Genomic DNA, 12,879 nt, shown 5'->3' with positions numbered 1-12,879 from the left:
GTTGCGGCGGGCGTCCGCAACGCACGGCACCCCTGTCCGGCCGACCGACCGACGGGACACGCGGGAGCCGAACACGGAACCGAGGGCTCTACCGGCACGCCGGCAGAGCCCTCACTGCGTGCCGCGCTCCCGGCGCGGTGGTGGGTCAGTGGTCGGAGTAGCTGAAGTCGCCCACGGTCCAGGCGCTGACGTCCTCGATCGCGATGCGGTACATCCCGCCCGTCTCCGGGATCCCCACCGTGCCCTGCAGGATCCGCGCGACGTGGAAGTGCAGATGCGTGGGCGGCCCGTCCTTCTTCGCGGGGGTGTCGAAGACGGCGGAGAAATCGCCCAGGTGCGCGGAGTCCGTCAGCACCTCGGACACCCTCTGCCGCCATACGGCTTCGGGAGCCAGGCGGCCGGTGATGACAGCACCACCGGTGACCACGGTCAGGGACATCTGATTGCTTTGCCCGGACTCCACCAGGGCAGCGATGTCAACGATCAGCTCGTCAGGCTTCGGCATGAGATCGAATTCTATGCGTCGGCCCGCCCGGGCGCCTCGGGCGGTGGCACCACTGGCCGGGACAGGCGCACACGGGTCGCCCGGTGCCGCACTTCTTCCGAGGCGCGGGTGCCCCGGACTGCCGGGAAGAAGAGATCGCACAGGCGATGGATCATGCCGCCCCACTCTCCGGGTACCGTGAAGGCATGAGCCATCCGCACCCCGAACTGAGAGCCGCCCCGCCCCTTCCCGAGGGAGGGCTGCGGGTCATCGCCCTGGGTGGTCTGGGTGAGATCGGCCGCAACATGACCGTCTTCGAGCACGCCGGCAAGTTGCTCATCGTGGACTGCGGCGTGCTGTTCCCCGAGGAGACGCAGCCCGGGGTGGATGTGATCCTGCCGGACTTCACCTCGATCCGGGACCGGCTGGACGATGTCGTGGCCGTCGTACTCACCCACGGCCACGAGGACCACATCGGCGGCGTGCCGTACCTGTTGCGCGAGCGGTCCGACATTCCCGTCGTCGGCTCCAAGCTGACACTGGCGTTCCTGGAGGCCAAGCTCAAGGAGCACGGCATCCGGCCGCGCACGGTCCGGGTGCGGGAGGGCGACCGGCGCGGTTTCGGGCCCTTCGACTGCGAGTTCGTGGCGGTCAACCACTCCATCCCCGACAGCCTCGCGGTCGCGATCCGCACCCAGGCCGGGATGGTGCTGCACACCGGCGACTTCAAGATGGACCAGTTCCCCCTCGACGACCGCATCACCGATCTGCGCGCCTTCGCCCGACTCGGCGAGGAGGGCGTGGACCTGTTCCTCACCGACTCCACCAACGCCGAAGTGCCCGGCTTCACCACCTCCGAGCGTGAGCTGAACCCGGCGATCGAGCAGGTGATGCGTACCGCGCCGCGCCGGGTCGTCGTCTCCAGCTTCGCCAGCCATGTGCACCGCATCCAGCAGGTCCTGGACGCCGCCCACCAGCACGGCCGCAAGGTCGCCTTCGTCGGCCGGTCGATGGTCCGCAACATGGGCATCGCCCGTGATCTGGGCTATCTGAAGGTCCCCTCCGGTCTGGTCGTGAGCACGAAGGAGCTGGAGAAGCTCCCGGACCACAAGGTCACTCTGGTGTGCACCGGCTCCCAGGGCGAACCGATGGCCGCGCTGTCGCGGATGGCCAACCGCGACCACATGATCCGCATCGGCAAGGGCGACACCGTCCTGCTCGCCAGCTCCCTCATCCCCGGCAACGAGAACGCCATCTACCGGGTGATCAACGGACTCACCCGGTGGGGCGCCCACGTGGTCCACAAGGGCAACGCCAAGGTGCACGTCTCAGGGCACGCCAGCGCCGGTGAACTCGTCTACTGCTACAACATCGTCAAACCGCGCAACGTCATGCCGGTGCACGGTGAATGGCGCCACCTGCGGGCCAACGGCGACCTCGCCATCCGTACCGGCGTCGACCCCGACCGGGTCGTCATCGCCGAGGACGGCGTCGTCGTCGACCTCGTCGACGGGCGCGCGTCCATCACCGGCAAGGTCCCCGCCGGCAACGTCTACGTGGACGGCATGGAAGTCGGCGGCGCCACCGAAGCGTCCCTCAAGGACCGCCTCACCCTCGCGGAGGAAGGCGTCGTCACGGTGGTGGCGATCGTCGACGCGGACACCGGTACCCTCACCGAGGCCCCCGACTTCCTGGCCCGCGGCTTCGTCCACGACGACACCACCTTCGAACCGGTCGTCCCCGTCATCGAGAAGGCCCTGGCCACCGCGGCCGAGGAAGGCGTCGGGGACGCGCGGCAGCTCGAACAGCTCATCGCCCGTGCCGTGGCGAACTGGGCGTTCCGCACCCACCGCCGCAAGCCCCTCATCATCCCCGTCGTCATCGACGCCTGAGCCACGGACCGGCGGATGCCCGGGGCCGGACGCCGATGTGTATCGCGCAGGGCGTGAGCCTGGAGGGCTGCTCGAACCGAGAGGGATTTCGAGCAGCCCTCAGCCCTGGGGCAATGGTGTCAGCCGAGGCGCCACTGCTGGTTGCTGCCGCCGTGGCACGCCCACAGTGTGACCGGTGCGCCGTTGGCGGTGGAGGCACCGGTCACATCCAGGCACAGCCCTGACTGGACGCCGGTGACAGTGCCGTCGGATTTGAGATTCCACTGCTGGTTGGCGCCGCCGTTGCAGTCCCAGATCGCGACTTTCGCACCGGCCGCGGTGCCGGCCGCGTCGAGGCACTTCGCGCCGCCGTAGACGGTGAGCTGCTTGGCCGGCGTACTGGTCCAGGATTGGTTCGTCTGGCCGTTGCAGTCCCAGATCTGCGTCTGGGCGCCATTGGTCTGCGAAAAGCCGGGGACGTCCAGGCACTTGCCCGAACCGGTGGCGTGGAGAGGACCTGTGGTGGTGCCCCCGGAACCTCCCGATCCGTCGAGTCCGAAGAAGGCAATGGCCCGGGCCGCCATACCGCTGGAGGGCAGGGCGTGCCCCACACCCTGGACGCTGATCGCCTCGACCGGTGCCTGTGCGGTGGTGGAGCCATAGCGGGTGCGGGTCCAGCCGGGCTGCGGGGAGTCGGTGAGGGCCGGCGTCTGGCTCACCCCGAGCACATTGGTCCACTGCTTGATCTCTTCACCGAAGTTCGCGTAGTACAGCGCATCGTCCTCGGTGCCGTGCCACAGCTGCATCCGCGGCCGGGGGCCGGTGTACCCGGGGTAGGCGGCCCGGACGAGGTCGCCCCACGCCTGCGGGGTCTTGGTGATCTGGCCGGTGGCGCAGGCGCTGTTCCAGCCGGAGCCGTCGGTGGTGGCGAAACAGCCGAACGGCACGCCCATGAATGCCGCACCCGCCTTGAACACGTCGGGGTATGCGCCGAGCATGACATTGGTCGTCATCGCGCCGGACGAGGCACCGGTGACGTAGACCCGGTCGGCGTCGGCGTTCATGTTCCGCACGGTGTAACGGACCATCGAGGCGATACTCGTGGGGTCACTGCCCCCGTCATGCTTGAGCGCCTGGGGCGAGGAGACGTCGAAGCACTGTCCGCTGACGTTCGCGTCCGGGTAGACGACGATGAATCCGTACCGGTCGGCAAGTCGGGCGAACTCCGTGTTGGAGTAGAAGGCGGGCCCCGTGCCGGTGCAGTAGTGCACCGCCACCAGCACCGCCGGGCGTGCCGGAGCGCTGTCGGGCACGTAGGTGTACATCCGCAGGTTGCCCGGGTTGTTGCCGAAGTTCGTCACCTCCTTCAGTGACGCGGCCGATGCGGTGGTGGCCGAGGTGCCGGTCAGTAGGAGCGCCGCGATCAGGGGCGAGATCCCCATCAGCAGGACTGTCAGCACATCCTTGACGCTTCTCTTCTTGGACTTCGGGGACATGACGCTGTCCTTTCTGGAATCCGGCGCGGCCGGGGAGAAGACCAGACGGTGAAGCGCTTCGACGCTCCCATTGGGCTGGATACGGTGTCAATGACTCGGGTGAAGCAAGGCAGAGGTGCCTTCCTGCCTCTGGTTTCGACGAAGAATCCTCAAGGAATCCACCCGGTAGGCGAAGCGCTTCGACGTGCTGCAAGCAGGCTCGGTGAACGGCTTCGGCCGGATATCGCCCCGCGAAATCGGCCTGGTCCGGCGGTGGGTCGCTCCGGTCTATGACGTCAGGCCGGCTGGTGCAGGGATCCCATCTTTTCGGGGAGGCGGAGCCGCGACGGAGGGGTGCCGACGCGCTTCGGCAACCGTCGTTGCGACCACGCGACGACGGTGGTGCGTACGGCATGTGGGCAGACGCATGGAATCCCCTGAGGCGGACCGGCATGGAACAGTGAAGCGCTTCGATGCTCGTCAGAGCTCCAGGGCGGTGTCAAGGGATCAGTCACGCCGCGTTGACCAGAGCCCGGGGGCTCGGATGTTGCACCCCTGAGCAATCTTGGAGCGCACCCTTGTGCGCCCTCATGCCTTCACTTAACCTCGCAGCAACGTCGAAGCGCTTCGACTGTGCATCACGCCGCAGTAATGGGATGTCTGCTTTTCAGCTCAGCCGATTCCAGCGACACCGCAGCCGACGGCTCTCCGCCGGGTGTCCTGATGCGCCATGAAGGGTTGACGCGATGACGCCGAATGCCGCTTCCGCCTGCTCCGGACCGAGCCCGAGCGGCTCCCTCGCGCGCTAGGGCAAGGCCGCCGACAGGCTGCTCCCGGCGCGCCGTGGGGGCGGTGTGGCACAGCCGGGCCATCCGCCGGAGAACGGCTCGGTGGCCGGCTGCACCGGCACGGTTCCCGCGCCCCTCGAGGGCGTCGCTCTCTCCGTCTCCTTCGCACGAGGAAGAGGTATGTCATGCGCACGCGTCGCATCAGCAGAAGAGCCGTACTCGCCGGGACCGCTGCCGCAGCCGCGGCCGTCTCCCTGCCGCTCGGCCAGGGACGTGCGCAAGCCGCCGCCACTCCCGCGAAGAGTGGATACCGTTGGCGCAACGTGGTCCAGGGCGGCACCGGGTTCATCACCGGGGTGCTGTTCCATCCCTCCGTGCGCGGGCTGGCCTACCTGCGGACCGACATCGGCGGTGCCTACCGGTGGGACGACCGGGCCGACCGTTGGATCCCGTTGACCGACCACCTGGGCTGGGACGACTGGAATCTGCTGGGCGTGGAGGCCATGGCCGTCGACCCGGCGCATCCGAACCGCGTGTATCTGTCCCTGGGCGCGTACACGCAGTCCTGGGCGGGAAACGGGGCCGTGCTGCGCTCGGACGACCGCGGTGCGACCTGGAAGCGCACCGATCTCGGCGTGAAGCTCGGGGCCAACGAGGACGGCCGGGGCTGCGGGGAGCGCCTCCTCGTCGATCCGCGCGACAGCGACACCCTGTGGCTGGGCACCCGGCACGACGGGCTGCTCAAGTCCGCCGACCGGGGCGCCACATGGAAGGCCGTGAGCTTCCCGGCCGCCCCGAGCGCCACCGGTCAGGGCGTCACGCTCCTGCTCGCCGTGGGCCGCAGCGTCTACGCCGGCTGGGGCGACTCCGACGGCACCTCCGCGAACCTCTACCGCACGTCGGACGGCGTCACATGGGAGGCCGTCCCGGGGCAGCCGGCCGGCACCGCCGCCAAGGTCCCGATCCGGGCCGCCTACGACCGGCACACGTGTGAGCTGTACGTCACGTACGCCAACGCCCCGGGCCCGAACGGGCAGTCCGACGGCAGTGTGCACAAGCTGCGCACGACGAGCGGGAAGTGGACCGAGGTCACCCCGGTGAAGCCCGGGGGCACGACGGCCGACGGCTCCACCGACTCGTTCGGCTACGGCGGTGTCGCCGTCGACGCCCGTCGCCCGGGCACGCTCGTCGTCTCCACCAACAACCGCTGGTCGCTGGTGGACACCCTGTACCGGACCACCGACGGCGGCCGCACCTGGACGTCCCTGAAGGACGGGGCCGTCCTCGACGTGTCCGAGACTCCTTACCTCAAGTGGGGTGCCGACAAGCCGAAGTTCGGCTGGTGGATCCAGGCCGTCGGACTGGACCCGTTCGACTCCCGGCACGTCGTCCACGGCACCGGCACCACCCTCTACGGCACTCGCGACCTCAAGCACTTCGCCCCCGAGATCCGTGGGGTGGAAGAAGCGTCCGTACGCCAGCTGATCTCGCCCCCCACCGGGCAGGCCCACCTGCTCAGCGGCTCCGGCGACATCGGCGTGATGTACCACGAACGGCTCACGGCCTCGCCCTCACGTGGCATGGCGTCCAACCCCGTCTTCGGCACCAGCACCGGCCTGTCCCTCGCCACCGCCAAACCCTCCTACGTGGTCCGGGCCGGCTGGGGCGACCACGGCAACGGCGCCTCCTCCCACGACGGCGGCAAGACCTGGACCCCGTTCGAGACCCAGCCGGACCCCGCCAAGAGCGCACCCGGCCCGATCGCCACCAACGCCGACGCCGGCGTGCTGCTGTGGTCCTTCGGCACCGCCAACCCCGCCCACCGCTCGACCGACAACGGCGCCACCTGGACCGAGATACCCACCTTCCCCAAGGGAGCGGCACCCGTCGCCGACCCCCTCGACCCCACCCGCTGCTACGCCTTCGACACCACCACCGGCACCCTCTTCGCCAGCACCGACAGCGGACAGACCTTCACCGCGCGGGCCACCGGCCTCAGCTCGGGCGACACCGAGTTCCAGCTGGTCGCGGCACCCGGCCGCACCGGCGACCTGTGGCTCAGCCTCAAGGGCGACGGGCTTCACCGCTCGACCGACGGCGGCGCGACCTTCACCAAGGTCAGCAGCTGCCACGCCGCACACACCCTGGGCTTCGGCAAGGCCGCCAGGGGTGCTTCCTACCCGGCGCTCTACATGGTCGGCGCCACGGACACCGTCACCGCCGTACACCGCTCCGACGACGAGGCGAAGACCTGGACACGGATCAACGACGACCGTCACCAGTGGGGCTGGACCGGAGCCGCCATCACCGGCGATCCCCGCGTGTACGGACGGGTCTACATCGCCACCAACGGACGCGGCGTGCAGTACGGGGAGCCCGCCTGACGCGCGACAGCGGCATCCACCCGGTGGGAAACCGCCTTCCTCAGTGGCAGGGGCCGGCACGGCGCCCTCGTGTTCGGCGGTCCGCATGCCGAGCGGATCGCCGTGACGCACCGCACCCCGATGTCCGCCGGGCGGCGGTCAGCCCCGCTGAACAGCAATCACTCGCAGAAGAGAAGGAACTCCATGAAAAAGTCCCGGATCCTGCCCCTGGCCACGCTTGTCTCCGCCGTGCTCGGACTGACAGCGGCAGGGGTGACCCCTGCCTCCGCCGCCTCCGACACGCCTTTGCGGGTCATGCCGTTGGGCGACTCGATCACCTGGGGTGTGGGAAGCAGTACGGGCAACGGCTACCGGGCGCCGTTGTGGGACAGACTCGCTGCGGACGGCCACCCGCTGGACTTCGTGGGCACCGGGCGGGCCGGTTCGATGTCCGATCCCGACAACGAGGGCCACTCGGGGTACCGCATCGACCAGATCGCCGCCCTCGCCGACGCCTCGCTCACCCGCTACCGGCCCAATGTCGTCACGCTGCACATCGGCACCAACGACCTCCAGGGGGCCTCCGAGGTCAACACCGCCATCGCCCGGCTGAAGTCGCTGGTCAACCAGATCACCGCCGACGTCCCCGACGCAACGGTCCTCGTCGCCTCCCTGGTCGTGTCCACCAGCAGCTCCGAGGAGCGGTTCCGGGGCGCGTACAACCAGGCCACCCGCCAGATCGTCAGCGACGCACAAGCGGCGGGCAAACACGTCGGCTACGTGGACATGAGCAGCCTGACCACGGCCGACCTGGCCGACCCCCTGCACCCCAACGACTCGGGCTACCGGAAGATGGCCGACGCCTTCCACCGTGGCGTCCGGGCCGCGGACAGCGCCGGATGGCTGAAGAACCCCGCCCCCGCCCCCGCACGCGTGCAGTCCGGCATCGCCGGCAAGTGCATGGACGTCAAGGGCGCCGCCACAGCCGACGGGACCGCCGTCCAGACGTGGAGCTGTGGCGGCGGTGCCAACCAGCTGTGGTCCGCCTACACCGACGGCACGCTGCGCTCCATGGGCAAGTGCCTCGACGCCGCCGGCTATGGCACCGCGAACGGAACCAAGGTGCAGCTCTGGTCCTGTCACGGCGGCGCCAACCAGGTCTGGCAGCCCTACAACGGCGGCTACCGCAACCCCGCTTCGGGCCGCTGCCTCGACGTTCCGGGCTCCTCCACGGCCGACGCCACGCAGCTCCACCTGTGGGACTGCAACGGCGGCTCCAACCAGAAGTGGACCACCCTGACCGCAGGATGACCCCGCTCCGGGATCTGCGCCCTTCCCGGGGGTTCGGATCCCGGAGGAACACCCCCTCCCGCCGCACCACGAGACGGCGACCCGAAGAGAGCTCCAGGATCACGGCAACCCTTTGCGCAGCCTGTGACCACAAGGAATCGGATCCGGCCAGTTCGGTGGCCCGGGTCCGGATTTCCACGTGTACAGCATGCAAGGAGAACGCCTCCCCATGAACCACCCCACGAACGGCGGGCGCCGCGGGCGTCACCGCCGCCGCTGGACCGCCACCGGTCTGGTGCTCGGTGTGCCCGCCGTCCTCGTGCCGTACCTCCTGTTCGCGCAGGAGGACTCGCAGGCCGCGACCGTCGACGGCGATGCCTACTACCGGCTGGTCTCCGTGCGCAGCGGCAAGGTGCTGGACGTCAACGGCTTCTCCACCGCCGACGGCACCCGCATCCAGCAGTGGACCGACGAGAACACCGCCAACCAGCAGTGGAGGCTGCGGCCCACCGGCGACGGCCACTACGAGCTGGTGAACCGCAACAGCGGCAAGGTGCTGGGTATAGCGGGCAACTCCAACGCTCAGGGGGCCGCCGCCGAGCAGCAGACCGACAGCTCCGCCACGTCCCAGGAATGGCGCATCAGCGAGGTCAGCGGTTCCGACGCCGTCATCCTCACCTCCCGCGGGAGCGGGCAGGTCCTGGACGTCGCGGGAGGCTCAACGGCCCAGGGCGCGGCGGTCGTTCAGAATCCGAGCGGGGGCGGTTCTGGTCAGCAGTGGAAGCTGGTGAAGGCGGACCGGACCCTGGCGTCCGGATCCGCCACCGCGCGGACCACGGCCGCGGCAGGACCGTATGTGTGGAAGAACGCCCAGGTGGTGGGCGGCGGTTACGTCACGGGGCTGGTGTTCAACCAGCGGGAGAAGGGTCTGCTGTACGCGCGCACGGACATGGGCGGCGCCTACCGCTGGGACACCGGTGCCGAGCAGTGGATCCCGCTGACCGACTGGATCGGCGAGAAGGACTGGAACCTGCTGGGCATCGACTCGGTGGCCACCGACCCCGTCGAACCCAAGCGGCTCTACCTCATGGCGGGCACGTACACCAACGAGTGGGCGGGCAACGGCGCGATCCTGCGCTCCACGGACCGGGGCCGCACCTTCAAGCGCACCAGCCTGCCGTTCAAGGTGGGCGGCAACGAGGACGGGCGCGGGGCGGGCGAGCGGCTCGTGGTCGACCCCGCGGACAACCGCAATCTGCTGCTGGGCAGCCGCAAGAACGGTCTGTGGCGCAGCACCGACTACGGCGTGACATGGCGCCAGGTCCCCTCGTTCCCGGTCAAGGACGGGGCGAGCAGCGGCGCGGGCATCTCCTTCGTGACGTACGGCCCGGCCGGCAGCAAGACGATCTACGTCGGTGTCGGCGACAAGTCCACCTCCCTGTACCGCTCCACCGACGGCGGCAGCAGCTGGCAGGCCGTCTCCGGACAGCCCACCGGCCAGCTGCCGCAGCACGGGGTGCTCTCCGGTGACGGCTCGCTGTACCTGACGTACACCGACAACCTCGGACCCAACGGCGTGACGGCGGGCTCGGTGTGGAGGTACACGCCGAGCCGCGGGGCGTGGAAGAACATCTCCCCGTCCCAGGGCAACTACGGGTTCTCCGGCCTGGCCGTCGACCCGCGCAAGCCCTCCACGGTCATGGTCACCACCCTCGGCCGCTGGTACCCCGAGGACGAGATCTACCGCAGCACCGACGGCGGCACGACCTGGAAGGCACTGGCCGGCAAGTCCAAGCGCAACGCCTCCGCCGCGCCGTACGTCGGCACCCACACCGGGCACTGGATGACCGCCCTGGCCATCGACCCCTTCAACTCCGGGCACGTGCTGTACGGCACCGGCAACGGCATCCTGCGCAGCAAGGACGCCCATGCGTCCGACAGCGGCGGGACCAGCCACTGGAGCATGGGCGCCCGAGGTCTGGAGGAGACCGCGCTGCTGGACGCGATCGCCCCTCCCGGCGGCGCCACCGTCATCACCTCCATGGGCGACCAGGGCGGCTTCCGGCACGACTCCCTGACCAAGGTGCCCTCCGGGCGGCTGAAGAACCCGCTGATGACCAACAGCACCGATATCGACTTCGCCCAGTCCAAGCCCTCGATGATGGTCCGCGTCGGCCGGGGCGGCGCGCAGGACGGCGCCTACTCCACCGACGGCGGCCGCAACTGGAACGGCTTCAAGGCAGAGCCGGTGGCCAGTGCCCAGGACGGGCATGTCGCGCTCGCGGCGGACGGCTCCACCCTCGTCTGGACCCAGGCGGGCCAGGCCCCGTACCGGTCGACCGACAGGGGGGCGAGCTGGTCGAGGGTCGGTGGCCTGGGCGACGACGCCGTGGTCATCGCCGACCGCTCCTCGGCCAGGACCTTCTACTCCCTGTCCGGCGGCACGCTCTACGCCGGCACCGACGGCGGCGCGACCTTCACCGCCCGCGCCACAGGCCTGCCCGACGGCCGGCTCACGGCTGCCCCCGGCATCGCCGGTGACCTGTGGATCTCCGGCTACGGCAAGGGGCTGCTGCACTCCACCGACGGCGGCCGCACCTTCAGCACGCTCAAGACGGTGGAGTCCGCCTCCGCCCTCGGCTTCGGCAAGGCCAAGCCGGGCGCCCGCTACCAGACCCTCTACCTGATCGGCACCGTCAAGGGCGTCACCGGAGTCTTCCGCTCAACCGACAAGGGCGCCACCTGGCTCCGCGTCAACGACAAGGCTCACCAGTGGGGCGCCATCGGCGGCGTCGGTGTCATCACCGGCGACCCCGACACCTACGGCCGCGTCTACGTCGGCACCAACGGACGCGGCCTGCAGTACGGCGACCCGTCCTGACCTCGACACCCGAAGCGGGGCCGCAGGCGCAGGCACTACCGCCTGCGGCCCCGCCATGACCGACGTCGTTACGGGAGGGTGGTCCACTTCTGGTTGTTCTGGCCGTTGCAGGTCCACAGGATGACCGGGGTCCCGTTGGCGGAACCGGCCTCCTTGGCGTCGAGGCACAGCCCGGCGCGGACGTTGCGGACCGACCCGTCGGAGCCGACCGTCCACTTCTGGTTGTCCTGGCCGTTGCAGGGCCAGACGACGACCGGCGTGCCGTTGGTGGTGCCCCGGCCGGAGGCGTCCAGGCACTTGTCGCCGTAGACGCGGATCTCGCCTCCGGCCCAGCTGGTCCAGAGCTGGTTGGCGGCGGTGTGGCAGTCCCACAGCAGCGTCTTCGCCCCGGCCGCGGTGGAGGCGTTGTCCACGTCCAGGCAGCGGCCGGACCCGCCACCGCGCAGGCGCCCGGTGGTGGAGGCCAGCGGGCTGCCGCCGGTCATCTTGTACACGGCGACACCGTGTGCCGGGACGCTCGCGGAGATCTGGCCGGAGGTGCTCGACGTGCCGCCGGTCCACAGGTCGGTGAGGGTGAACGAGCCGCCCGTCAGGCCGACCTGGGCGGCCGTCGTGGTGATGGTCGCGGTGCTGCTCCCGCGGTTGAACAGGCCGACGGCGACCGAGCCGTCGGACAGGCGCATGGCGAACACCTCGGTGGCGCCGTCGTCGCGCACCCGGCGCCCGCCCGCGCCCAGCGGGTCCTGGTTCACCGCCAGCAGACGCGGGTTGCGCAGGATCGCGCTCACGTCGGCGGACATGGTGCGGATGTCGTTGCCCGCGATGAGAGGGGAGCCCATCAGCGCCCACAGCGCGAAGTGGGAACGTGACTCGGTCAGTGACAGACCGGGGCGGCCGACGACGAGCATGTCGGGATCGTTCCAGTGTCCCGGGCCCGACTGGGCCGCCAGTGGCGCGTTGACGTCCAGGACGTTGCCGACGCCCATGGGGTAGCTGTTGGTGTTGCCGTTCTGCCAGATGTCGAGCAGGTCCTCGGTCGTCCGCCACAGGTCGGCGACCTGTCCCCAGTCGTAGGTGGCGCCGGTGGGGGCGTGGAAGCTGTTGGGGTTGATGCTGTAGACGATGGGACGGCCGGTGGCACGCAGGGCGTCGCGCATGGTCGTGAACCGCGCGACCTGCTCGCTGAGGGTGCCGCTGCCGGAGCACCAGTCGTACTTGAGGTAGTCCACACCCCAGGAGGCGAACGTGGCGGCGTCCTGGGCCTCATGGCCCTTGCTGCCGGTGGCGCCGGGGTAGGTGCCCACGCCCTGGGCGCACGTCTTCTCGTTGGGCGCCTGGTAGATGCCGAACTTCAGGCCCTTGCTGTGGATGTAGTCCCCGAGCGCCTTCATCCCGCTGGGGAACTTGGTCGGGTTGGACCGCAGGTTGCCCGCCGCGTCGCGCTGGGGGTCGAACCAGCAGTCGTCGACGACGACGTACTGGTAGCCCGCGGCCTTCATGCCCGAGGACACCATCGCGTCGGCGGCCTGGCGGACCTGCGCCTCGGTGATCCCGCATCCGAAGCTGTTCCAGCTGTTCCAGCCGAGCGGCGGGGTGAGCGCGGGGCTGCCCGGCGCGGCCTGGGCGGTCGTGCCGACGGAGGCCGTGGCGCAGGCGCTCAGCGTCAGTGCGGTGGCCGTGAGGAGCCGCAGCAGTCGTCTGTGCAGGGAAACCATGGGGGGTTTCCT

Annotated in this window: 7 protein-coding genes; 4 read left to right on the top strand and 3 right to left on the bottom strand. The window is 69.9% G+C overall.

Going from position 1 to position 12,879, the window contains the following annotated elements; all coding sequences use genetic code 11:
* Positions 1 to 145: 145 nt before the first annotated feature.
* A complete protein-coding gene (locus AB0F04_RS17930; RefSeq protein ID WP_362042568.1) occupies positions 146 to 505 on the bottom strand; it encodes a hypothetical protein in 360 nt (119 codons plus the stop codon).
* A gap of 185 nt (positions 506 to 690) precedes the next feature.
* Between AB0F04_RS17930 and AB0F04_RS17925 the strand changes: the two genes are divergently transcribed.
* Positions 691 to 2,376 (top strand): ribonuclease J, encoded by a 1,686-nt coding sequence (locus AB0F04_RS17925; RefSeq protein ID WP_362042567.1) that lies wholly within the window; start codon positions 691 to 693, stop codon positions 2,374 to 2,376.
* Positions 2,377 to 2,495: 119 nt separating this feature from the next.
* Here AB0F04_RS17925 and AB0F04_RS17920 read toward each other — a convergent pair whose 3' ends face one another.
* On the bottom strand, positions 2,496 to 3,851 hold the full coding sequence (locus AB0F04_RS17920) for a PHB depolymerase family esterase (RefSeq protein WP_362042566.1): 1,356 nt from the start codon (positions 3,849 to 3,851) through the stop codon (positions 2,496 to 2,498).
* Between the two features lie 952 nt (positions 3,852 to 4,803).
* On the opposite strand from AB0F04_RS17920, the gene AB0F04_RS17915 reads away from it, so the two are divergent.
* The 3 genes from AB0F04_RS17915 (at position 4,804) to AB0F04_RS17905 (ending at position 11,152) form a co-directional block, all read left to right on the top strand.
* On the top strand, positions 4,804 to 7,002 hold the full coding sequence (locus AB0F04_RS17915) for a 1,4-beta-glucanase (protein ID WP_362042564.1): 2,199 nt from the start codon (positions 4,804 to 4,806) through the stop codon (positions 7,000 to 7,002).
* A gap of 183 nt (positions 7,003 to 7,185) precedes the next feature.
* Entirely contained in the window at positions 7,186 to 8,292 is a 1,107-nt protein-coding gene (locus tag AB0F04_RS17910) for a ricin-type beta-trefoil lectin domain protein (protein ID WP_362042562.1), read from the top strand.
* A 208-nt stretch (positions 8,293 to 8,500) separates the two neighbouring features.
* Positions 8,501 to 11,152 carry an RICIN domain-containing protein gene (locus AB0F04_RS17905; RefSeq protein ID WP_362042560.1) on the top strand — a complete coding sequence of 884 codons (2,652 nt, stop codon included), beginning with the start codon at positions 8,501 to 8,503 and terminating at the stop codon, positions 11,150 to 11,152.
* A 68-nt stretch (positions 11,153 to 11,220) separates the two neighbouring features.
* On the opposite strand, the gene AB0F04_RS17900 is transcribed toward AB0F04_RS17905, so the two are convergent.
* Positions 11,221 to 12,867 (bottom strand): ricin-type beta-trefoil lectin domain protein, encoded by a 1,647-nt coding sequence (locus tag AB0F04_RS17900; RefSeq protein WP_362042558.1) that lies wholly within the window; start codon positions 12,865 to 12,867, stop codon positions 11,221 to 11,223.
* Positions 12,868 to 12,879 lie beyond the last annotated feature (12 nt).

The organism is Streptomyces sp. NPDC029041 (assembly GCF_040637515.1).
GTDB lineage: Bacteria > Actinomycetota > Actinomycetes > Streptomycetales > Streptomycetaceae > Streptomyces.
Note: the sequence above shows the minus strand (reverse complement) of the source record. Positions and strands in the feature narration are given on the sequence as shown.